Origin of the sequence: Ramlibacter montanisoli (genome assembly GCF_013087525.1) — a bacterium.
Lineage (GTDB): Bacteria > Pseudomonadota > Gammaproteobacteria > Burkholderiales > Burkholderiaceae_C > Ramlibacter > Ramlibacter montanisoli.
This window is the reverse complement of record NZ_JABFCS010000001.1, coordinates 1,387,479-1,409,388: the sequence shown is the minus strand read 5'-3', so window position 1 is coordinate 1,409,388 and position 21,910 is coordinate 1,387,479. Positions and strand designations below refer to the sequence as shown.

The following is a 21,910-nucleotide window of genomic DNA, read 5'->3' as shown; positions in this document are numbered from 1 at the left end:
CCTACTCCTCCTTGGAACGGGAGGAAACGGCCTTGGCGATCAGGGCGTTCATGTCGGCCGCGCGCTCGGTCGTGCGGTCGAACTGGAAATGCAGCGTCGGCACGGTGTGGATGTGCAGGCGCTTGAACAGGTGGTTGCGCAGGAAGCCGGCGGCCTGGTTCAGGGCCTCCGTGGTCTCCTCGGGGTCGCCCACCAGGATGCTGAAGAACACCTTGGCGTGCGCATAGTCCGGCGTCACCTCCACGGCGTTGATCGTCACCATCCCCACCCGCGGGTCCTTCAGCTCGCGCGCGATCAGCTCCGACAGGTCGCGCTGGATCTGGTCGGCGACCTTGAAGCCGCGGTTGGGGGTGGCTGCCTTGCGCTTCATCGTTACAGCGTGCGGGCGATTTCCTTGACTTCGAAGAACTCGAGCTGGTCGCCTTCCTTGATGTCGTTGTAGTTCTTCAGCTTGATGCCGCACTCGAAGCCTTCCTTGACTTCGCGCACGTCGTCCTTGAGGCGCTTGAGCGACTCGAGCTCGCCGGTGTAGATCACCACGTTGTCGCGCAGCAGGCGGAAATGCGCGCTGCGGGTGACGGTGCCGGAGGTGACCATGCAACCGGCCACCGTGCCGATCTTGGAGGCCACGAACACCGTGCGGATCTCGGCGGAGCCGATCACCTCTTCGCGCTTCTCCGGTGCCAGCATGCCCGACATCGCGGCCTTCAGCTCGTCGACCGCGTCGTAGATGATGTTGTAGTAGCGGATGTCGATGCCGTTGCCTTCGGCCAGCTTGCGCGCGCCGGCATCGGCACGCACGTTGAAGCCGATGATCACGCCCTTGGCGGCGATCGCCAGGTTGACGTCGGACTCGCTGATGCCGCCCACGCCCGCATACACCACTGCACCTTGACCTCTTCGGTCGACAGCTTCAGCAGCGACTGCGCCAGCGCTTCCTGCGAACCCTGCACGTCGGCCTTGATGATGATGGGCACCGTCTTGACCGCGCCCGCCGTCATGTCGGAGAACATGTTCTCCAGCTTGGCGGCCTGCTGGCGGGCCAGCTTCGTGTTGCGGAACTTGCCGGCACGGTAGGTGGCGATCTCGCGCGCGCGGCGCTCGTCGCCCATCACCATGAACTCGTCGCCCGCCTGCGGCACTTCCGTCAGGCCCTGGATCTCCACCGGGATGGAGGGACCGGCCGACTTGATGCTCTTGCCGTTCTCGTCCAGCATGGCGCGCACGCGGCCGAAGGTCTGGCCGGCCAGCACCACGTCGCCGGTCTTCAGCGTGCCGGACTGCACCAGCACGGTGGCGACCGGGCCGCGGCCCTTGTCCAGCTGCGCCTCGATCACGAGGCCCTTGGCCATCGCGTCCACCGGCGCCTTCAGTTCCAGCACTTCGGCCTGCAGCAGCACCTGCTCCAGCAGGTCGTCGATGCCCTGGCCGGTCTTGGCGGACACCGGCACGAACGGCGACTCGCCGCCGTACTCTTCCGGCACCACTTCCTCGACCACCAGTTCCTGGCGGACGCGGTCCTGGTTGGCATCCGGCTTGTCCATCTTGTTGATGGCCACGACGATGGGAACGCCGGCCGCCTTCGCGTGCTTGATGGCTTCCTTGGTCTGCGGCATGACGCCGTCGTCCGCGGCCACCACCAGGATCACGATGTCGGTCGCCTGGGCGCCGCGGGCACGCATGGCGGTGAACGCCTCGTGGCCCGGGGTGTCCAGGAAGGAGATCATCCCGCGCGGCGTTTCCACGTGGTAGGCGCCGATGTGCTGCGTGATGCCGCCGGCTTCGCCCGCCGCCACCTTGGCGCGGCGGATGTAGTCCAGCAGCGAGGTCTTGCCGTGGTCGACGTGGCCCATGACGGTCACCACGGGAGCGCGCGGCAGCGACTCCGCCGTGGTCGCGGCGGTGTCTTCCTCGGTGAAGGCTTCCGGGTCGTCCAGGGCGGCCGTGACCGCCTTGTGGCCCAGTTCCTCGACCACGATCATGGCCGTGTCCTGGTCCAGCGACTGGTTGATGGTGACCAGCTGGCCCATCTTCATCAGCGCCTTGATCACTTCGGAGGCCTTGACGGCCATCTTGTGCGCCAGCTCGGACACCGTGATGGTTTCCGGCACGTGCACTTCGATGACGCGCTGCTCCACCGGCGCGGCCTGCGCGTGGTGGTCGTCGCGGTCGCGGTGGTCGCGCCGGCCGCCACGGGGGCCGCCGCGCCACGAATTGCGGCCGACGCCGCCGGACGTGTCGCCGCGGGTCTTGATTTCCTTCTTCTTGGCCGGATCGTTCGCCCAGCTGGAGGACAGCTTGGCGGACTTCACTTCCTTGCCGGCGCCGGGGGCGGCGGGCGCGGCGGTGCCGGGCGCGCCCGGCCGCGGCGGCTGTGCCGGCGGCTTGTGCAGCGTGCCCTTGACGCCCGGCTTGCCGGGTTCCGGCGCCTTGGCGACCGGCTTGGCTTCTTCCGGCTTCTTGGCGACCAGCACCTTCTTGGGCGTGGCCATCATGGAACGGATGGCGGCGGCCTCGGCTTCGGCCTTGCGGCGGCGTTCCTGCAGGTCGCGGGCGCGCACGGCTTCCTCGTCGGCACGGGCCTTCGATTCGGCGGCGGCCTTCTCGCGCGCTTCGGCGGCGGCCTTGTCGCGGGCTTCGGTCTGCGCCTTGGCCACGGCCTGGGCGGCTTCCGCTTCGGCGGCCTTGGCGGCGCTGGCGCCGGCCTGGGCCGCGGAATAGGCTTCCGCGCGCTGCTCGGCGGCCTTCTCGGCGGCGGCACGCGCTTCTTCCTCGGCGCGCTGGCGGGCTTCCTGCTCCTCGCGCTCGCGGCGCTTGGCGGCCAGTTCTTCCTCCTGGCGGCGGATCAGTTCGGCCTGGCGGCGGGCTTCCTCCTCGCGGCGGGCGAGTTCGGCCTCCTCGGCGGACTGCTGCGCCGAGGCGGCCGTCTCCGGCGCCTCCACGACGGCCGTGTCGGAGCCCTCGTCGCGCTTGATGAAGGTGCGCTTCTTGCGCACTTCCACCTGGATCGTGCGGGCCTTGCCCGTCGAATCCGCCTGCTTGATCTCGCTGGTGGACTTCTTCACCAGGGTGATCTTCTTGCGTTCGGGCGAGGCGGTGCCGTGGCTGGCCTGGAGATAACCCAGCAGCTTCTGCTTGTCCGCATCCGAGAGGGGATCGGTCGGCGCGGACTTGGCCACGCCGGCGCTCTTCAGCTGTTCCAGCAGCGTCTCGGTCGATTTCTTGAGTTCGTTGGCGAACTCGGCGACGGTGGTACTAGACATGTGCTCTCAGTTCCTCCCATCACTCATGGGCGGCCGTGGCCGCAGCGGAGGTGAACCAGTGTTCACGCGCCTTCATGATCAGGGTCTTGGCCTCTTCAGCGGACTGGCCAGTGATGTCCGTAAGTTCGTCGACGGCCAGGTCGGCCAGGTCGTCTCGCGTATGCACGCCGGCGTCGGCCAGCTTGGCGATCAGCTGCGGGTTCAGGCCTTCGAGGTCGCGCAGGTCCTGCGAGACTTCCTCGACGCTCTCTTCCCGGGCGATCTCCATCGTCAGCAGCGCATCCTTGGCGCGCGAACGCAGTTCGTTGACCGTGTCCTCGTCGAAGGACTCGATCTCCAGCATCTCGGAGATGGGCACGTAGGCCACTTCCTCCAGGCTGGTGAAGCCTTCCACGATCAGGATGTCGGCGATCTCCTCGTCGACGTCCAGCTTCTCCATGAACAGGGCGCGGATCGTGGACTGCTCCTCGGCCTGCTTCTGGGCGGACTCGTTGGCGTCCATGATGTTGATCTTCCAGCCGGTCAGCTCGGAAGCCAGGCGCACGTTCTGGCCGCCGCGGCCGATGGCGATGGCGAGGTTCTCCTCGTCCACCACCACGTCCATCGCGTGCTTCTCCTCGTCGACGACGATGGAAGACACGTTGGCGGGCGCCAGGGCGCCGATCACGAACTGCGCGGGGTCTTCCGACCACAGCACGATGTCGACGCGCTCGCCGGCCAGCTCGTTGGTGACGGCGTTGACGCGCGAACCGCGCACGCCGACGCAGGTGCCGATCGGGTCGACGCGCTTGTCGTGCGAGACCACGGCGATCTTGGCGCGGCTGCCGGGATCGCGGGCGCAGCTCTTGATCTCCAGCAGGCCCTGCTCGATCTCGGGCACTTCCTGGCGGAACAGCTCGATCATGAACTCGGGGGCCGCGCGCGACAGGATGATGGGCGCGCCGCGCAGCGTCAGGTCCACTTCCATGATCATGGCGCGGACGCGGTCGCCGTTGCGCAGGTTTTCCTTGGGGATCATCTCGCCGCGGCGCAGGCGCCCTTCGACGCGGCCGCTCTCGACGATGATGTCGCCCTTGTCCATGCGCTTGACGGTGCCCACGAAGATCTTGTCGCCGCGCGACATGAAGTCGTTCAGCAGCATCTCGCGCTCGGCGTCGCGGATCTTCTGCAGGATCACCTGCTTGGCCGCCATCGCGCCGATGCGGCCGATCGGCAGCGACTCGATGCCTTCCTCGATGTGCTCGCCGGCCTCGGCGTCCGCCACGCGCTCCTTGGCGTCCATCAGCAGTTCCTCGGCGTCGGGGTTCTGCAGGCCCTGCTCGTCGGGCACGACCAGCCAGCGGCGGAAGGTCTCGTAGTCGCCCGTGTCGCGGTCGATCGCCACGCGGATGTCCACCTCGCCCTGGTACAGCTTCTTGGTCGCCTGCGCCAGCGCGGCTTCCACCGCGCCGAAGACGACGTCGCGTTCGACGTTCTTCTCGCGCGAGATGGCGTCCACCAGCATCAACAGTTCGCGATTCATTTCCCTTGCTCCTGAACCCCGGCGCGTCTGCGCCCCTTGAAATCGACAATGGGTGCCAGACGCGCTTCCTTCAGTTCGTCCAGCGTGAAACCCAGGGCCTGCAGCGGTGCAGGCTCCTTCTTCTTCGAAACCTTCTGGCCCGGCTTGGGCTCGGGCGCGTCACTCCAGGTGACCTGCCAGCCCTTTCCGTCAGGCGCCCGTTCGAGCGAGCCGCGGAACTTGCGGCGGTTGGCGGCGACCTGGCCGGCCGCGGCCGCCCCCATCGGGGCCTTCAGCGTGATGTCCACCACCTCGCCGGCATAACGCTCGAAATCCTTCTCGCTGCGCAACGGGCGATCGATGCCCGGCGACGACACTTCCAGCCGCTTGTAGTCGACTTCCTCGACTTCCAGCGTGTACTGCAGCTGGCGCGTGACGCGTTCGCAATCCTCGACGTTGACCAGCTTTTCCTCGCCCTGCGCCGGCTCCCACGGAAAGTCGATCGTCACGCGCAGCGTGCCCCGGCGGTGCGTTCGAGCTCCACCAGCTCGTAGCCGAGTCCGGCGACGGTTTGTGCGACGATGTCTTGCAGTGCCAAGTTGGGAATGGATCAGCCAAAAAAACGGGCGGTTGGTACCCGCCCGTTTGGTCGTGAAGCCGGTATTGTAGCGGCCAAAGCATGGCTTCGCAATGCTCCGATCGTTGCGCGGCGGTGAAAGCGCCCCCGGCCTCGTCCAACTTGGCGCCGCCGGCCGCGGATTCAAGGTCCTGCGCGCGGCCGGGCCGGCGGCCCGTAGCTCAGGCGGATCACGGCCTGCACCAGGCTGACGCTGGCAACCATGCCCCATACCATGCCGGCGAACATGCCCGCCAGCACCGCCGCCGGCTCCCGCACCGCGCCCGCCCAGCCCGCCAACTCCAGGAACACCAGCGAGCCGGCCGCCATGCCGACGACCATCCAGCCCGAGCACAGCAGGTTCTGGCCCAGCTGGGCGCAGAGCTGGCGGCGGCAGCCGCGCCGCAGGCGGGGCATCAGCGGCACGACCACCAGCCCGCCGGCGAGCATGCCGGCGTGCGCCAGCGGCAGCTGCGCCAGGTGCAAGGCCAGCATGCCGCCCAGGTCGACGGGCCCGGAACACAGGGCCGCCAGGGTCTCCAGGCCGCCCAGGCGGGCGTCCCACGCCATGCCCGCCGCCATGCCCACCGCGCCCAGCAGCAGCATCCATTGCGGCGAGGTCAGCCCGCCCCGCGCCGGCCGCAGCCGGGAAAGCGCGAACAGGCCGGCCAGGATCAGGGCCAGGCCCAGGGCCGCCCAGGCGCTGCCGGCCATCTCAGGCCTCCGCTTCCTGCGGCAGGGCCAGCCGCTGCAACACGCGCCGGTAGTCCTCGGGCGTGTCGAGGTCGGTCGTGTAGCGGTCGTGGGACGCCTCGAAGTACCAGGTCTCCTCGGGATATTGCTGGGCCAGCTTGCGGCAGCCGATCAGGCGCCGGCCCGCCGCGACTTCGGGGGCATAGGCTGCCGCGAACACGATGGGGTTGCCGCGCGCGCCTTCGTGCCTGGGAATCACGATGGACGCGTCAGGGTGCGCCCGGTAGGCGGCGATGAGCGCCAGCAGGTCCTCCGCGGTCAGCAGCGGCATGTCGCCGGGACACACCAGGATCGCGTCGGTGGCACGGGCCAGCGCCGCCACGCCCGCAGCCACCGAGCGCATCTGGCCGTCCTCGTGCCGCAGGTTGGGCTGCACGGTCACGGGCAGGTCGAAGACCGCGCGCGTCACCTCGCGGGCCTGGTGCCCGGTGACCACCACGGTCTCCTGCACGCCGGACTCGAGCACGGTCCGCACGGTGCGGCGAACGAGCGGCTCGCCATCCAGCGGCAGCAGCAGCTTGTTGGGGCCGCCCATGCGGGACGACTGGCCCGCGGCAAGGACGACGGCGGAGCAGCGGAAGGCAGGTTCGGCGTTCATCGGAGAGCCTCCAGGAGTTCGGGCAGCACGGCGGCGATCGCCGCGAGGCTGGCGCCGGGCGCCAGCAGGTCCAGGTGCGGCAAGGCGGCCTGCATGCCGGCGCTGACCGGCGCGTAGCCCGGCTGGCCCACCAGGGGTTCAGCCAGACGAGGCGGCGGGCCCGCCGGCGCAGCTGCGCCAGGGCCTGCCCCAGCTGCGCGTGGTCGCCGGTGTCGTAGCCGTCGCTCAGGACCAGGATCGCCGTGCGCGAATGCACCAGCCGCGGCGCATGCTCGCGATTGAACTGCGCCAGGCTTTCGCCGATGCGCGTGCCGCCGCCCCAGCCCTGCGCCAGCAGGTGCAGCCGCTCCTGCGCGCGCCAGGGGTCGGGGTCGCGCAAAGCCTCCGACACGCCGGTGATGCGCGTGTGGAAGATGAAGCTGTGCACGTCCGCCAGCTCGGCGGCCAGGGCGCGCGCCAGGCGCAGGTAGAAGAAGCTGTAGGGCGCCATCGAGCGGCTCACGTCCAGCAGCAGCACCAGCCGCGGCCGCACCCGGCGCGGCGACCGCCAGCACAGGTGGAAGGGCACGCCGCCGGTGGCGACGCTGCGGCGGATGGTGGCCGGCAGCGCCAGCCGGTTGCCGTGCCGCGCGGGCGCCTGGCGACGCGTGCGGATGGCGTGCAGCCGCCGGGCGAAGCGGCGCATCAGGGCTTCGATATCCAGCAGGTGCTCCCGGTCGTCGAGCGCGCGGAAGTCCGTCGTGGCCAGCGACTCGGCGCGGCTGGCGACGTCGCGCGGGCGCAGCGTGTCCCGATCGTCGGCCGCGTGGCGTCCGGCGGCGTGGGCCAGGGCGCCCTGCCCGCTACGGTGGGCCTCCACGGTTCGCCGCTGGGGGCTGCCCAGCGGTTGGCGGGCAGGAACCAGGCGTCGAACAGCGAGTCGAAGCGCCGCCATTCATCGCAGCGCCCGCACAGCAAGGCCTTGAGGCTCCAGCGCAGGAGGGAGGGGTCCAGCACGCCGACCGCATCGGCCACGCGCAGCACTTCGGCGCCGTCGCCGGCGCCCACGCCGAAGCCGTTGGCGCGCAGGAAGCGGGGGAAGCCGGCGAGGCGATCGCCGGCGCGGCTCTCGAAGGGAAGGACGCCTTGGGTCCCCGCCTCCGCGGGGATGACGGCCGTGTTCAACATGCGGCCGCCAGTCGCGCGACCGCTTCGCGCGGGAAGGCGGCGCGGTCGTCGCGCGTCTTGATCAGCGCGCCCAGCGTTTGCAGGATGCGTTCGGTGCCGTCGCGGTCGATGGCGGAGATGCCCAGGCGCAGCAGCGCCGCCGTCCAGTCCAGCGTTTCGGCGATGCCCGGCTTCTTCTGCAGGTCCATCTGCCGCACGGATTGCACGAAGGCGACGATCTGGCGCGCGAAGCCGGGCGCTGCCTGCGGCGCCTTCATGCGCACGATCGCCAGTTCCTTCTCGTGGTCGGGGTAGTCGATGTATTGATAGAGGCAGCGCCGGCGCAGCGCATCGGACAGCTCGCGCGTGCCGTTGGAGGTGATCACCACCAGCGGCCGGCTGGTCGCACGCACCGTTCCCAGCTCGGGGATCGACAGCTGGAAGTCCGACAGCAGCTCCAGCAGGTAGGCCTCGAAGGCCTCATCGGCGCGGTCCACCTCGTCGATCAGCAGCACCGGCGGCTGCTCGCAGCTGATCGCCTCCAGCAGCGGGCGCTTCAGGAGGTAGCGCTCGGAGAAGATGTCCTGCTCCTTCTGCGCGATGCTGCGGCCGTCCTGCTCCAGCAGCTTGATGGCCAGCAGCTGGCGCTGGTAGTTCCACTCGTACATCGCCGAATGCGCGTCCAGGCCCTCGTAGCACTGCAGCCGGATCAGGCGGGTGCCGCGCACCGTGGCCAGGGCCTTGGCCACCTCGGTCTTGCCGACGCCGGCGTCGCCTTCGAGCAGCAGCGGCCGCTCGAGATCCAGCATCAGCAGCAGCGCCGCGGCCAGCGCCGGCTCGGCGATGTAGCCCGCCGCGGCCAGCGCGTGCTGCAGGCCGGCGAGTTCGGACATCCGGCCGCCGTCCATGTCACGCCCGCTTGGCCGCGAACAGCTGGTGGAACCAGTCGCGCACCATCGCCCAGAGAAGCGCCAGCCCGTTGAGCGTGGGGGAGGCTGCACCCAGGCCGCGGCGGACTCTGCCACGACGGCCTCACCCGCCTGCACGGTCGGCAGGCGGGCGGAGAAGTTGGCGACGAACTGCTGCAGCACCTGGTCGGCCACGCCCTGCATCAGGCGGCCGCCGAAGGTCGCGGCCTTGCCGCTGACGGAGACCTCGGCGTTGCCCTGCAGGCGGCACGAGGCGGCATCCACCGCCTCGATGCGCGCGTGCAGGTCCATCCCCGCGCCCGAGGTGCCGGTGGTGTCGGTGCCGCGTCCCACCAGCCGCAGGGCGCGCGCGGCGGGATCGACCTCCCTGACCTCCACCTCGCCCCGGAAGGCCAGGCTCGCCGGCCCCAGCTTCACCGTGACCGTGCCGCGGTAGTGGCTTTCGTCGACGCGTTCGGTGATGCGCGCGCCGGGCATGCAGCCGGCCACCGCTTCGACGTCCTGCAGCAGCACCCAGGCGGCGTCCGCAGTGGCCGGCAGTGGAAAGGACTTCTCCAGCTGGACTTTCATGGTCCTCCCTCAGTGGCGGTCGATCCCCAGCGCATGGCACTGCTGCCAGACGCGGTACGCGCTGTGCGGCATGTCCATGTGGGTCACGCCCAGGTGCGCGAAGGCATCGACCACCGCGTTGCTGATGCAGGGGATGCCGCCCACGTGCGGCGACTCGGCCACCCCCTTGGCGCCCAGCGGGTGGTGCGGCGACGGCGTGACGGTGTGGTCGGTCTCCCACTTGGGCGTTTCCACCGCCGTCGGCAGGAAGTAGTCCATCAGGCTGTTGCCCAGGTGGTTGCCGTTCTCGTCGAAGGGGACCTGCTGGCCCAACGCCACCGCGAAGGCCTCGGTGAGGCCGCCGTGGATCTGGCCTTCGATGATCATCGGGTTGATGCGCGTGCCGCAGTCGTCCAGCGCGTAGAAGCGCCGCACCTTGACCTCGCCGGTGAACCTGTCGACGTCCACCACGCAGACATAGGCGCCGAAGGGATAGGTGAGGTTGGGCGGGTCGTAGTAGGCCACCGCGTTGAGGCCCTGCTCCATGCCCTCCGGCAGGTTGCCGGTGTGGGCCGCCATGCAGATCTCCTTCATGGTCTTGGCCGCGCCGGGGTTGCCCTTGACGGTGAAGCGGTCCACTTCCCATTCCAGGTCGCCCTCGCCCACTTCCAGCAGGTGGGCCGCGATCTGCCTGGCCTTCTCCCTGATCTTGCGCGCCGCCTTGGCGGTGGCCGCGCCCGACACCGGCGTGGAGCGCGAACCCCAGGTGCCCGCGCCATAGGGCGCCTTGTCGGTGTCGCCCTCTTCCACCACGATGTCGCTGGCCGGCAGCCCCAGCTCGGTGGCGATGATCTGCGCATAGGTCGTCGCGTGGCCCTGGCCCTGGCTCATGGTGCCCAGGCGCGCGATCACGCCGCCGGTGGGATGGACGCGGATCTCGCAGCTGTCGAACAGGCCGATGCCCAGGATGTCGCAGGCCTTGGTCGGCCCGGCGCCGACGATCTCGGTGAAGGTGGAGATGCCGATGCCCATCAGCTCGCCCTTCGCCCGCTTTTCGGCCTGCTCGCGCCGCCGCAGCCCTTCGTAGTCGACCGCCTTGAGCACCTTCTCCAGCGCCGGGACGTAGTCGCCGCTGTCCAGCGTCCAGCCCAGCGAGGTGGTGTACGGGAACTGCTCCTTCTGCACGAAGTTGCGCCGGCGGATCTCGGCCTTGTCGATGCCCGCTTCTGCGCCAGCACGTCGATCATGCGTTCGATCAGGTACACCGCCTCGGTCACGCGCAGCGAACAGCGGTAGGCCACCCCGCCGGGCGCCTTGTTGGTGTAGACCGCATCCACCCGGCAATAGGCGTTGGGAATCGCGTAGGAGCCGGTGCAGATCGAGAACAGGCCGGCCGGGAACTTGGTGGCCGAAACGTGCGAATTGAAGGCCCCGTGGTCGGCCAGCGCGGTGAAGCGCAGGCCCTTGATGCGCCCGTCGGCGTCGGCCGCCAGCTCGCCGATGCCGTGGTAGTCGCGGGCGAAACCGGTGGTGGAGATGTTGTCGATGCGCGATTCGATCCACTTGACCGGCACGCCGGTGACGATGGAGGCGACGATCGCCACCACGTAGCCCGGGTACACCGGCACCTTGTTGCCGAAGCCGCCGCCGATGTCGCCGCCGACCACGCGGATCTTGCTTTCCGCGATGCCGGACAGCATGGCCAGCACAGTGCGCACCAGGTGCGGCGCCTGGCTGGTGAGGTAGACGGTGAGGTTGCCCGTGGCCTTGCTGAAGGAGGCGACGCAGCCACAGGTCTCCAGCGGGCACGGGTGCACGCGCGGGTTGAGGATCTCCTCGCGCACCGTGATCGCGGCGCCGGCGAAGGCCGCGTCGGCCGCCGCCTTGTCGCCCGCTTCCCAGGTGAAGATGTGGTTGGGGTGGGTGCGCGGGCCGTGGCCCACGTCCTTCTTCTCGGCGATGTCCTCGCGGATCACCGGCGCGTCGGCCGCCATGGACTTCTTCGGGTCGACGATCGCCGGCAACTCCTCGTAATCCACTTCCACCAGCGCCGCGCCGTCGGCCGCGGCATAGCGGTCGGTGGCCAGCACCATGGCCACCTCCTGCAACTGGAAGCACACCTTCTTGTCGGCCAGCACCGCCTGCACGTCGCCGCCCAGCGTGGGCATCCAGTGCAGGTTCACCGGCTTGAGGTCGTCGGCGGTGAGCACGGCGACCACGCCGGGCGAGGCCAGTGCCTTGTCCTTGACGATGCCCTTGATGCGGGCGTGCGCGTAGGGGCTGCGCACCAGGGCGCCGAACAGCATGCCCGGCAGCTTGATGTCGTCCACGTAGCTGCCCTGACCGCGGATGAAGCGCGCGTCCTCCTTGCGCAGGAGGGAGGTGCCCATGCCCTGCAGGGCGTCTTCGCGTTGCCGGATTTCCGATAAGTCCATGGTCATGCTCCTTCGAGCTGCGCCGTGGCCAGCTTCTGGGCGGCCGACTGGACCGCCTTGACGATGTTCTGGTAGCCGGTGCAGCGGCACAGGTTGCCGGAGATCCAGTAGCGGATCTCCTCCTCGTTCGGGTTGGGGTTCTCCTGCAGCAGCCGGTACGCGCGCGTCAGCATGCCGGGCGTGCAGTAGCCGCATTGCAGTCCGTGTTCCTCGTGGAAGGCTTGCTGCAGGGCGTGCAGCACGCCGTTCTGCTCCAGCCCTTCCACCGTCACCATGCGCGCGCCCTCGCACTGCACGGTGAGCATGGTGCAGGACTTGACGGACATGCCGTTCACGTCCACGGTGCAGGCCCCGCAATGCGAGGTCTCGCAGCCGATGTGCGGGCCCGTGTGCAGCAGCCGCTCGCGCAGCGTGTGGATCAGCAGTTCGCGCGGCTCCACCGCCACGTCCACGTCCTTGCCGTTGAGGCTGAAGGCCACCAGTTGCTTGTTCGCCATGTCCGCTCCTTGTTTCCGCGGGCTCAGGCCGCGCGCGATTGCGCCTTGAGGAGGGCGCGCCGGGTCATCTCCCCGGCCATCGCCCGCTTGTAGTCGGCGTCGCCGCGCTGGTCGGCGACGGGATCGCAGATGTCCATGGCCAGCCGCGCGGCCTCGGCCAGCGCCGCTTCGTCGAGCGGGCGGCCGATCAGTGCCGCCTCCGCCGCGCGCGCCCTCAGCGGCGTGGCGCCGACGTTGGTCAGCGCGATGCTCACGCGAGCGACGCGGCCGCGGTCCAGGGCCAGCAGCACGGCGGCCGCCGCGGTGGCGAAGTCGCCGATCTTTCGCTTGAGCTTTTCATAGGCCCAGCCGGTGCCGGCCGCCGGGATCGGCACCTGGATGCGCGTCAGCACCTCGCCCGGCAGCAACTCGGTGGCATACAGCCCGTGGAAGAAATCCTGCGCCTTGACGATGCGTTCGCCGCCCGGCCCGCGCAGCGCGAAGGACGCGTCCAGCGCCAGCATCAGGGCCGGGTGGTCGTTGGCCGGGTCGCCGTGCGAGATGTCGCCGCCGATCGTGCCGCGGTAGCGCACCTGCGGGTCGGCGATCCAGCGCGCGCCCTCCACCAGCAAGGGAATCTTCTCGGCCAGCAGCTTCGACCAGACGATGTCGTTCTCGGTGGTCATGGCGCCGATGTGGACCTCGCCGCCGTGTTCGTCGATTCCGCGCAGGTCCGGGATGCGCCCCAGGTCGATCAGGTGTGCAGGCGCGGCGAAGCGCAGCTTCATCATGGGCAGCAGGCTGTGGCCGCCGGCCAGCAGCTTGGCCTCGTCGCCGTAGCGCCCGAGCAGCGCGATGGCGTCGGGCAGGCTGGTGGGGGCGTGGTATTCGAAGGCACTGGGGATCACGCGCGTCTCCTTCGGCCGGACGGGCCCGGGCGGTGGACTGTAGGGAAAGCCGCAAGGCGCGAGCGGCTGGCGCAACCAACGGCCGTCCGGCTGCACGAACGGCGTCAGGGCTGCACGAAAGGGCGCTTTACGGGCGCGTGGGAAGGGCCACGCCGTCGCCCAGCCCCAGCTGCTCCATCAAGTGGGGCGCGCTGGTGCGGGACACCGGGATGTCCACCGGCGTGGTCCCCATCATGCGCAGGGTCATCCGGCCGTCGTCCCGCACGATCTCGTCCACCTGCGACAGGTTGACGATGTAGCTGCGGTGCACCCGCAGGAACAGCTGCGGGTCGAGCCGGCTTTCCAGGTCGCCGATGTTCAGGTTGCAGAACTGGCTGCCCTGCGAGGTGTGCACCCAGGTGTAGTGGCCCTCGGAGCGGATGAAGGACACGCTGGGCACGTCCACCAGCAGCACCCGGTTCTTCTTGATGGTGGGGATCTTGCGCAGGCGCCGGCGCTCCACGCCTTCCGCACCGAGCGCGGGCGCGCCCTCGACCTTGTGGCTCACGACGTCCGTGATGTCATAGAACACCAGCGTGTAGCCGATGGTGGCCGCCTGCGCGTCGCCCATCTTCGACACCTTGATGAGCAGCACCCGGTCCGGGATGTTGATCATCAGCGTCATGGGCGGCGCGTTGTTCACCGGGCACTCCGCCTGGCCGAGCAGGAACTTCAGCTTGGCGCGCGCAGCCTCCGGATGGAAAGTGGTAACGATCTTCCCGAAAGGCAGCTTCTCCTGCACCGGCAGGCTGCGGCGGGCGAAGTCGTTCATGCCGACCACGCGCAGCTCGCGGTCGATGTGCACCACGCCCACGTCGAAGCGTTCCAGCAGGTACAGCCAGGAGCTGGAAGGCGCGGGCGGCTCGGCGCTGAAGGGGCAGGTCTTCACGGGGGAAGCAAAGCTACTCCGATTGCCGCCGCGGCGCAATCGAGGGAATCACACAATCCCGCGCTTGAAGTTACGGCGCGCGCGACGACTATGAAGCACCCGCCGCGCATGCGGCGCCGGAGGAGCTCCCATGATCGAAACCCTGCGTCCCGACCCGACCTTCCACCCCTCGCCGCGGCTGGCGATGGAGGCGGAACCCGAACGCCTCGCCTACACCGCGCTGCTGTCGCCGGACCGCTCCCGCCCCGATGCCCTGGCGGTGGTGGACGTCGATCCCTCGTCGCCGCGCTATGCCTCCGTGCTGCGGCGCGTGGACCTGCCCGAGCGCGGCGACGAGCTGCACCACTTCGGCTGGAACGCGTGCAGCTCGGCCTTGTCGCCCTTGACCGGCCATGCCTTCCTGCAGCGCCGCTACCTGGTCGTGCCCGGCATGCGCTCCTCGCGCGTCTACGTGTTCGACACCCAGCCCGACCCGGCGGACCCCAAGCTCATCAAGACGATCGAGCCGGAGGAGATCCTGCGCAAGACCGGCTACTCCCGGCCGCACACCGTGCACTGCGGGCCGGAGGGCATCTACGTCAGCACCCTCGGCGGAGCCGGGCCCGACGGCACCCAGGGGCCGCCCGGCATCTTCATCATGGACTGCCAGACCTTCGAGGTGCTGGGGCGCTGGGAGATCGACCGCGGCCCGCAGAAGAAGCACTACGACTTCTGGTGGAACCTGCCGCGCGACTACATGGTGTCCAGCGAATGGGCGCTGCCGCCGCAGTTCGAAAACGGCATCGTCGCCGAGGACCTGCTGGCCAACAAGTACGGCCACGCCCTGCACTTCTGGAACCTGCGCGAGCGCCGGCACGTGCAGACCATCGACCTCGGCGCCAACCACCAGATGGCGCTGGAGATCCGGCCGGCCCACGACCCGACGCGCGAGTACGGCTTCGTCGGCGTGGTGGTGGACACCACCAACCTGGAGGCCTCGGTCTGGACCTGGTACCGCGAGAACGGGCGCTTCCACGCGCGCAAGACCGCGACCATCCCGCCCGAGCCGGCCGCCGCCAACAAGCTGCCGCCGCTGCTCAAGGGCTTCGGCGCGGTGCCGCCGCTGGTGAGCGACATCGACCTGTCGCTGGACGACCGCTTCCTCTACGTGGCCTGCTGGGGCACCGGCGAGCTGCGCCAGTACGACGTGACCGACCCGATGGAGCCCAAGCTGGCCGGCAGCGTGCGCATCGGCGGCATCGTGCAGCATGCGCCGCACCCCACCGGCCGGCCCTTCGGGCGGCGGGCCGCAGATGACCGAGATCAGCCGCGACGGCAAGCGGGTGTTCTTCACCAACTCGCTGTACAGCAGCTGGGACGCGCAGTTCTACCCGGACGGCATCCCCGGCGTGCAGGCGATGTGCAAGGTCGGCGCCAACGGCGGGCTGGAGCTGGATCGCGAGTTCTTCGTCGACTTCGGGCGGGACTACGGCGCCCACCAGGTGCGGCTGCAGGGCGGCGACTGCTCCACCGACTCCTTCTGCTACCCCTCCGCTTGAGCGCCACCGCGGCGCTCTGGCTGACCATCGTCGCCCTGGGCCTCTACCATGGGCTCAACCCGGCGATGGGCTGGCCGCTGGCGGTGGCCAGCGGGCTGACCGAGCGGCGCACCGGCGCCGTCCTGGCCACCATGCTGCCGCTGGGCGGCGGTCACCTGGCGGCGATGGCGGTGGTGCTGCTGCCGCTGGCCGCGCTCGGCTGGTACGTGGCCTGGAGCGACGCGATCCGGCTCGGTGCAGGGGCGCTGGTGCTGCTGTTCGGCCTGCTGAAGCTGCTGGCGCCGCGCCATCCCCGCGCGCTGGCGCGCATCCCGCCGGCGCGGCTGGCCTGGTGGTCCTTCCTGATGGCGACCGCGCACGGGGCCGGCCTGATGCTGGTGCCCTTCATGCTGGGACTGTGCGCGCCCGAAGACAGCGCAGGCGCAGTGGCCCGCGCGCACGCCGGCGTCATGGACCTGCTGGCCCGTTCGAGCCTGGCAACGGCGCTGGCCGTCGCACTGGCGCACACGCTGGCCATGCTGCTGGCCGGCGGTGCGATGGCCTGGGCGGTCTACCGCTGGCTGGGCTTGCAGTTCCTGCGGCGCGCCTGGTTCAACCTGGACCGGTTGTGGGCCGCCAGCCTGGTCGTCGCCGGCGCGGCCGGCATCGCAATGGCACTGTGAGGCCGCTCAGGCGGCGGCCGCCACCAGCGTGCGCGTGTACGGGTCCTGCGGGTGTTGCAGCACCTGTTCGACCGTGCCCGATTCCAGCACCCGGCCGTCCTTCATCACCAGCACCCGATGCGCCATCGCCCAGATGACATCGACGTCGTGCGTGATGAGGAGGTAGGACAGGCCGCGTTCGCGCTGCAGCCGCTGCAGCAGCTTGAGCACCTGCTGCTGGATGGTGACGTCCAGCGCGCTGGTGGGTTCGTCCAGCACCAGCAACTGCGGCTCGACGATCAGCGCGCGCGCGATCGCCAGGCGCTGGCGCTGGCCGCCGGAGAACTCGTGCGGATAGCGTCCCAGCAGGCCGGGGAACTGGGCCTCGGTCAGGCCCACCTCCTCCAGCGTGCGGTGCACGCGGTCGCGGCGCTGGTCCATGGTGAGCGCCGGTTCGTGCACCAGCAGGCCCTCGCCCACGATCTCTTCCACCGTCATGCGCGGCGACAGCGAGGAGAAGGGGTCCTGGAACACCACCTGCACCAGCCGGCGGATGCCGCGGTTGGACGCGGTGTCCGGTCCCCACTGCTTGCCGACGACGACCTCCAGCTGGCCCTTGTGCGGGATCAGTCCCAGCGCCGCCAGTGCCATCGTCGACTTGCCCGAGCCGGACTCGCCGACGATGCCCAGCGTGCCGCCCGGGGGCACCTCGAACTGCGCGCCCTGAACCGCCACGAACTCGCCCTTGCGGAACCAGCCCTTGAAGCCGGGAATCGGTACCGGGTAGATCACGCGCATCGCCTCGGCCCGCATCACCGGCTCGGTGCCGCGCGGATCGTCCACGTCGCGTGCCGGCCGGCTGTCGATCAGCTTGCGGGTGTAGGGATGCTGCGGCTGCTGGAACACGGAGGTCACGGAGCCCTGCTCCACCAGGTGCCCGCCCTCCATCACCGCGACGCGGTCGGCGAAGCGGCGCACCAGGTTCAGGTCGTGCGTGATCAGCAGCACGGCCATGCCGGTCTGCCGCTGCAGGTCGGCCAGCAGGTCCAGGATCTGGCCGCGCAGGGTCACGTCCAGCGCCGTCGTGGGCTCGTCGGCGAGCAGCAGGCGCGGCCGGCAGGCCAGTGCCATGGCGATCATGGCGCGCTGGCGCTGGCCGCCGGAAAGCTGGTGCGGATAGGTGGCGGCGCGCCGCGCGGGTTCGGGGATGCCGGTGGCCGCCAGCGCCTCGACCGCGCCGTCCCAGGCCTGCTTGGCCGTCAGGCCTTGCTTGACCTGCAGCACCTCGGCGATCTGGTCGCCGATGGTGTAGACCGGGTTCAGGGCCGTCATCGGCTCCTGGAAGATCATCGCGATGTCGCGGCCGCGGATGCCCAGCAGCTCGCGTTCGGAAGCCTGCAGCAGCTCGATGGGCGCGCCGCCGTTGGCCGGCGCCAGCCGCGCGGAACCGGTGATGTGGGCGTTGTGGACCAGGCGCACGAGGCTCAGGGCCGTGACGGTCTTGCCGGAGCCCGACTCGCCCACCAGCGCCAGCTTTTCGCCCGGGGCGATCGAGAAGTCCGCGCCATGCACCACTTCCTTGCCGCCGAAGGAAACCCGGAGGTCCTTGACCTCCAGCAGCGGCGGCAGGGCGACGTTGGGTTCGTTCATCAGGTGTCCGCCTTCCGCGGATCCAGTGCATCGCGCAGCGCGTCGCCCATGAAGGTCAGGAGCAGCAGCGTGATCACCAGCACGCCGAAGGTGGACAGCGAGATCCACCAGGCGTCGATGTTGTTCTTGCCCTGGCTCAGGAGCTCGCCGAGCGAGGGTGTCCCGGGCGGCACGCCCAGGCCGAGGAAGTCCAGCGAGGTCAGTGCCAGGATGGATGCGCTCATGCGGAAGGGCAGGAAGGTGATGACCGGGGTCATGCTGTTGGGCAGGATGTGCTTCCACATGATCCGGCCGTTGCCCACTCCCAGGGCCTTGGCTGCCCGCACGTAGTCCATCTGCCGGTTCTTCAGGAACTCGGCGCGCACGTACTGCGACAGGCCCATCCACCCGAAGAGGGACAGCAGGATCAGCAGCAGCGCCACGCTGGGCGCGAACACCGCGCTGAAGATGATCAGCAGGTACAGCTCCGGCATCGAGTCCCAGATCTCGATGAAGCGCTGGAAGGCCAGGTCGGTCTTGCCGGCGAAGAAGCCCTGGATCGCGCCGGTGATGACGCCGATCAGAACGCCCACCGCGGTCAGCGCCAGGGCGAACAGCACGCTCAGGCGGAAGCCGTAGATCAACTGCGCCAGCATGTCGCGCCCGCGGTCGTCGGTGCCGAGCAGGTTGTCGCGGGTGGGCTTCGAGGGATTCGGCTCCTTGGCGAAGTAGTTCAGGGTCTTGGGACCATAGGGGTTGGGTGCGTAGAGCGCCCAGTTGCCCTCCTTGCCCAGTTGCTGGCGGATAAAGGGGTCGAGGTAGTCGGTCTCGGTCAGGAAGTCGCCGCCGAAGGTGGTCTCCGGGTAGCTGGTCACCATCGGGAAATAGAGCTGGCCGTCGTAGCGCACCACCAGCGGCCGCTCGTTGGAGATCACCTCGGCGAACAGGCTGAGGATCACCATCGTCAGGAACAGGACCAGGCTCCAGTAGCCGAGCCTGTTCTTGCGGAAACGGCGCCAGGCGCGCACGCGTGGCGACACGTGGACCGGCAAGCCATCGACCCCCTTCGCGGGCACCCGGGGAACCGGCTTTGCCGGGCCGCTGGGTGCGCCCCCTCGGAGGGGAGGCGGCCAAGGGCCGCTTCGGGGGCTAGTCAAATTTGACACGCGGATCCACCCAGACGTACATGAGGTCGCTCATCAGCTTGGTCAGGAGGCCGATCAGAGTGAAGAGATAGAGAGTTCCAAGCACCACCGGATAGTCCCGTCGGATCACGCTTTCGTAACTGAGGAGCCCGAGCCCGTCGAGGGAAAAGAGCGTCTCGATCAGCAGTGAACCCGTGAAGAAGGCACCCAGGAAGGCCGCCGGAAAGCCCGCGATGATCGGCATCAGCGCGTTGCGGAACACGTGCTTCCACAGCACCCGGCGCTCGTCCAGGCCCTTGGCGCGGGCGGTCAGCACGTATTGCTTGCGGATCTCCTCCAGGAAGGAGTTCTTGGTCAGCATGGTGGTCACGGCGAAGCTGCCGACCACCATGGCCAGCACCGGCAGCGCGATGTGCCAGAGGTAGTCCACCACCTTGCCGGCGACGCTCAGCTCCGCGAAGTTGCCGGAGGTCAGGCCGCGCAGCGGGAACCATCCGAGCTGGCCGCCGAAGATCACCAGCAGCGCCACGCCCAGCACGAAGCCGGGGATGGCATAGCCCACGAGCACGATCAGCGTCGTCACCAGGTCGAAGCGCGAGCCGGCCCGCACCGCCTTGGCCACGCCCAGCGGCACCGCGATCAGGTAGCTGATGAAGAAGGTCCACAGGCCCAGCGTGATCGACACCGGCAGCTTCTCGCGGATCAACTGCCACACGTCCTTGTTCTGGAAGAAACTGCGCCCGAGGTCGAAGCGTGCGTACTGGCCCAGCATCTGGAAGAAGCGCTCGTGCGCCGGCTTGTCGAAGCCGTAGAGCGCCTTGATCTGCTCCAGCTTCTTCGGGTCGACGCCCTGCCCGCCCCGGTAGCTGAAGGCCCCGCCCTCGCCACCGGTGCCGGCGCGCGATTCGGCCAGGTACTGCTCCACCGGCCCGCCCGGAACGAACTGGGTGACCAGGAAGGTGATCAGCAGCACGCCCAGCAGCGTGGGCAGCATCAACAGCAGCCGCTTGAGGATGTAGGAAGCCATTCAGTGGTTTGCTTGCTGCGGGCGGGCCCACCAGGTGTCGATGGCCCAGGCCTCGCCCGAAGCATAAGGCGGCATGCTGCCGGTGGGCTGCAGCCGCCAGGCGTTGTACGCGATGCGGTGCGTGCCCGCCGTCCACTGCGGGATCAGGATGTGCATGTGCGACACGACGCGCTCGAGCGCGCGGCAGGCGGGCAGCAGTTCGGCCTTGGTCTTCGCGCTGGTCATCTTCACCAGCAGGTCGTCCAGCGCCGGGCTCTTCACGCCGGTGAGGTTGCCGGAAGCCTCGACGTCCGCCGACTTGCTGCCGAACAGGTCCACGTAGTCCTGCCCCGGCGTGTGCGTACCCTGGTAGGCCAGCGTGACGATCTCGAACTCGAACTTCTGCAGCCGTTGCTGGTACAGCGCGAAGTCCACCGCCCGGTACCTGAGCGTGACGCCCAGTTTCTCCAGGTTGCGGGCCCAGGGCGTGACCACTCGCGCGCCGCCTTCGTTGCTATCGAGGTATTCGATCACCAGCGGCTCGCCCTTGGCGTTGCGCAGCGCGCCGTCGCGTACCTCCCAGCCGGCCTGCTTCAGAGCTCGCGCGCGCGGCGCAGGTTGTCGCGCAAAGTCGCCTCGCGGTCGGTGCGCGGCGGCTCGTACATGGGGCCGAAGGCCGCATCCGGGATCTTGCCGCGCCAGGGCTCCAGCAACGCCAGTTCCTCCGGCGAGGGCATGCCGTTGGCCTGGCAGTCGGTGTTCATGAACAGGCCGCGCACCCGCTGGTACGAGTTGTAGAACATCTGCCGGTTCATCCACTCGTAGTCCATCGCCAGGCCGAGCGCTTCCCGCACCCGCAGGTCCTGCAGCTTCGGGTTGCGCAGGTTCAGGGTGTAGCTCTGGAAGCCGGCGGGCAGCTTGTGGCGGAACTCGCCCTTGACCAGCTCGCCGGTCTTGAAGCGCTTGCCGTTGACGCGCCGCGCCCAGTCACCGGCGGAGAAGAAGCGCATCAGGTCGAACTCGCCAGCCTTCAGGGCTTCCAGCTTGGCGGTGTTGTCCTTGTAGATCTTGACCGTGATGCGGTCGAAGTTCGAACTGCCCCGGCGCACGTTCAGCTCGCGCCCCCAGTAGTTCGGGTCGCGCACGTAGGTGATGTCCTTGCCGAAGCTGACCGGCCCGATCTTGTAGGGGCCGCTGCCGATCGGCAGGTCCATCACCACCTGGTCGAAGGACTTGGCCTTGCCGTTCTCCATGCCCCACTTGCGGCTGAAGACCGGGAAGCCGCCCACGGTGAGGGGCAACTCGCGGTTCGGCTTCTTGAAGCGGAAGCGGATGGTCCGTTCGTCCACCACGTCGATGCCCGCCAGGTCCTCCAGCGCCGTCTTGTAGCCGGGCGAGGCGTGCGGCCCCAGCAGCATGTCGAAGGAGTGCTTGACGTCGGCGGCCAGCACCGGGTCGCCATTGTGGAAACGCGCCTCCCGGCGCAGGCGGAAGGTGGCGGACAGGCCGTCGGGCGGCACCTCGACGTCCTCGGCCAGCAGGCCGTAGCCGGAGCCGACCTCGTCCAGCGCGCCGGCCAGCAGGCTGTCGAACATCAGGCCGGACAGGTAGGCCGGGGCGTTGCCCTTGATGGTGAACGGGTTGTACTTGTCGAAGGTGGACACCCGCAGGTTGCTCACCAGGCGCAGCTCTCCCCCTGGGCGCCTGCGGGTTCACGTAGGCGAAATTGGGGAAACCGGGGGATATTTCATGTCCCCCCACAGCGCATAGCCGTGTGCAGCCCAGGCGGCCGGGCTGAAGAAGGCACAGGCCAGCAATATCGGCAAACCTCGCATGAGACAATTCTGCC

Annotated in this window: 16 protein-coding genes and 6 pseudogenes; 2 read left to right on the top strand and 20 right to left on the bottom strand. The window is 69.2% G+C overall.

What is annotated here, in order from left to right; translation table 11 throughout:
• Nucleotide 1 precedes the first annotated feature (1 nt).
• The 16 genes and pseudogenes from rbfA to HK415_RS26200 form a co-directional block, all read right to left on the bottom strand.
• A complete protein-coding gene (rbfA, locus tag HK415_RS07185; protein ID WP_171557716.1) occupies nt 2-370 on the bottom strand; it encodes a 30S ribosome-binding factor RbfA in 369 nt (122 codons plus the stop codon).
• Between the two features lie 2 nt (nt 371-372).
• A pseudogene (infB, locus tag HK415_RS07180) lies at nt 373-3,263 on the bottom strand (translation initiation factor IF-2).
• Between the two features lie 19 nt (nt 3,264-3,282).
• Nucleotides 3,283-4,785 carry a transcription termination factor NusA gene (gene nusA, locus HK415_RS07175; RefSeq protein ID WP_171557714.1) on the bottom strand — a complete coding sequence of 501 codons (1,503 nt, stop codon included), beginning with the start codon at nt 4,783-4,785 and terminating at the stop codon, nt 3,283-3,285.
• Nucleotides 4,782-5,362 (bottom strand): annotated as a pseudogene (gene rimP / locus HK415_RS07170) (ribosome maturation factor RimP). Before rimP ends, nusA begins: the two are co-directional and overlap by 4 nt.
• Before the next feature lie 162 nt (nt 5,363-5,524).
• Nucleotides 5,525-6,094, bottom strand: coding sequence for a hypothetical protein (locus HK415_RS07165; protein WP_171557712.1), 570 nt, complete (start codon nt 6,092-6,094; stop codon nt 5,525-5,527).
• Between the two features lies 1 nt (nt 6,095).
• Entirely contained in the window at nt 6,096-6,731 is a 636-nt protein-coding gene (locus HK415_RS07160) for a nucleotidyltransferase family protein (protein ID WP_171557709.1), read from the bottom strand.
• Complete coding sequence (locus HK415_RS25870) at nt 6,728-6,862, bottom strand: hypothetical protein (protein WP_256373043.1); 135 nt, start codon at nt 6,860-6,862, stop codon at nt 6,728-6,730. Before HK415_RS25870 ends, HK415_RS07160 begins: the two co-directional genes overlap by 4 nt.
• A gap of 59 nt (nt 6,863-6,921) precedes the next feature.
• Nucleotides 6,922-7,416: pseudogene (locus HK415_RS26930) on the bottom strand (VWA domain-containing protein); the annotation flags it as partial.
• A complete protein-coding gene (locus tag HK415_RS24680; RefSeq protein ID WP_253261800.1) occupies nt 7,416-7,898 on the bottom strand; it encodes a hypothetical protein in 483 nt (160 codons plus the stop codon). The pseudogene HK415_RS26930 and the gene HK415_RS24680, both read right to left, overlap by 1 nt.
• The gene (locus HK415_RS26925; protein ID WP_171557707.1) at nt 7,892-8,785 is read right to left on the bottom strand and encodes an AAA family ATPase; all 894 of its coding nucleotides are present in this window, start codon (nt 8,783-8,785) and stop codon (nt 7,892-7,894) included. The genes HK415_RS24680 and HK415_RS26925 overlap by 7 nt, the downstream gene beginning before the upstream one ends.
• A 204-nt stretch (nt 8,786-8,989) precedes the next feature.
• Nucleotides 8,990-9,376 (bottom strand): annotated as a pseudogene (locus HK415_RS26920) (SRPBCC family protein); the annotation flags it as partial.
• Nucleotides 9,377-9,385: 9 nt separating this feature from the next.
• On the bottom strand, nt 9,386-10,459 hold the full coding sequence (locus HK415_RS26210) for a molybdopterin cofactor-binding domain-containing protein (protein ID WP_309246812.1): 1,074 nt from the start codon (nt 10,457-10,459) through the stop codon (nt 9,386-9,388).
• On the bottom strand, nt 10,387-11,790 hold the full coding sequence (locus HK415_RS26205; RefSeq protein ID WP_309246610.1) for a molybdopterin cofactor-binding domain-containing protein: 1,404 nt from the start codon (nt 11,788-11,790) through the stop codon (nt 10,387-10,389). The genes HK415_RS26210 and HK415_RS26205 overlap by 73 nt, the downstream gene beginning before the upstream one ends.
• Before the next feature lie 2 nt (nt 11,791-11,792).
• Complete coding sequence (locus HK415_RS07135; RefSeq protein ID WP_171557705.1) at nt 11,793-12,287, bottom strand: (2Fe-2S)-binding protein; 495 nt, start codon at nt 12,285-12,287, stop codon at nt 11,793-11,795.
• A 23-nt stretch (nt 12,288-12,310) separates the two neighbouring features.
• The gene (locus HK415_RS07130; protein WP_171557703.1) at nt 12,311-13,174 is read right to left on the bottom strand and encodes an FAD binding domain-containing protein; all 864 of its coding nucleotides are present in this window, start codon (nt 13,172-13,174) and stop codon (nt 12,311-12,313) included.
• Nucleotides 13,175-13,301: 127 nt separating this feature from the next.
• On the bottom strand, nt 13,302-14,102 hold the full coding sequence (locus HK415_RS26200) for a LytTR family transcriptional regulator (RefSeq protein ID WP_171557700.1): 801 nt from the start codon (nt 14,100-14,102) through the stop codon (nt 13,302-13,304).
• 130 nt (nt 14,103-14,232) lie between these two features.
• Here HK415_RS26200 and HK415_RS07120 point away from each other — a divergent pair.
• Both HK415_RS07120 and HK415_RS07115 read left to right on the top strand, forming a co-directional pair.
• Nucleotides 14,233-15,640, top strand: a pseudogene (locus HK415_RS07120) (selenium-binding protein SBP56-related protein).
• Nucleotides 15,637-16,302 carry a hypothetical protein gene (locus HK415_RS07115; protein ID WP_171557698.1) on the top strand — a complete coding sequence of 222 codons (666 nt, stop codon included), beginning with the start codon at nt 15,637-15,639 and terminating at the stop codon, nt 16,300-16,302. The pseudogene HK415_RS07120 and the gene HK415_RS07115 overlap by 4 nt, the downstream one beginning before the upstream one ends.
• A gap of 6 nt (nt 16,303-16,308) precedes the next feature.
• Here HK415_RS07115 and HK415_RS07110 read toward each other — a convergent pair whose 3' ends face one another.
• The 4 genes and pseudogenes from HK415_RS07110 to HK415_RS07095 all read right to left on the bottom strand — a co-directional run bounded on the left by HK415_RS07110 (nt 16,309) and on the right by HK415_RS07095 (nt 21,896).
• Entirely contained in the window at nt 16,309-17,931 is a 1,623-nt protein-coding gene (locus HK415_RS07110) for an ABC transporter ATP-binding protein (RefSeq protein ID WP_171557696.1), read from the bottom strand.
• A complete protein-coding gene (locus tag HK415_RS07105) occupies nt 17,931-18,962 on the bottom strand; it encodes an ABC transporter permease (RefSeq protein WP_171557694.1) in 1,032 nt (343 codons plus the stop codon). The genes HK415_RS07110 and HK415_RS07105 overlap by 1 nt, the downstream gene beginning before the upstream one ends.
• A 97-nt stretch (nt 18,963-19,059) precedes the next feature.
• A complete protein-coding gene (locus tag HK415_RS07100) occupies nt 19,060-20,082 on the bottom strand; it encodes a microcin C ABC transporter permease YejB (protein ID WP_171557692.1) in 1,023 nt (340 codons plus the stop codon).
• Nucleotides 20,083-21,896: pseudogene (locus tag HK415_RS07095) on the bottom strand (extracellular solute-binding protein).
• Nucleotides 21,897-21,910: the final 14 nt, after the last annotated feature.

Coding starts and splice junctions, on each gene's coding strand:
- HK415_RS07110 (WP_171557696.1), bottom strand. CDS start 17,931: ATGAACGAACCCAACGTCGCCCTGCCGCCGCTGCTGGAGGTCAAGGAC.
- HK415_RS07100 (WP_171557692.1), bottom strand. CDS start 20,082: ATGGCTTCCTACATCCTCAAGCGGCTGCTGTTGATGCTGCCCACGCTG.
- HK415_RS07160 (WP_171557709.1), bottom strand. CDS start 6,731: ATGAACGCCGAACCTGCCTTCCGCTGCTCCGCCGTCGTCCTTGCCGCG.
- HK415_RS24680 (WP_253261800.1), bottom strand. CDS start 7,898: ATGTTGAACACGGCCGTCATCCCCGCGGAGGCGGGGACCCAAGGCGTC.
- HK415_RS07135 (WP_171557705.1), bottom strand. CDS start 12,287: ATGGCGAACAAGCAACTGGTGGCCTTCAGCCTCAACGGCAAGGACGTG.
- HK415_RS26205 (WP_309246610.1), bottom strand. CDS start 11,790: ATGGACTTATCGGAAATCCGGCAACGCGAAGACGCCCTGCAGGGCATG.
- rbfA (WP_171557716.1), bottom strand. CDS start 370: ATGAAGCGCAAGGCAGCCACCCCCAACCGCGGCTTCAAGGTCGCCGAC.
- nusA (WP_171557714.1), bottom strand. CDS start 4,785: ATGAATCGCGAACTGTTGATGCTGGTGGACGCCATCTCGCGCGAGAAG.
- HK415_RS26925 (WP_171557707.1), bottom strand. CDS start 8,785: ATGGACGGCGGCCGGATGTCCGAACTCGCCGGCCTGCAGCACGCGCTG.
- HK415_RS07165 (WP_171557712.1), bottom strand. CDS start 6,094: ATGGCCGGCAGCGCCTGGGCGGCCCTGGGCCTGGCCCTGATCCTGGCC.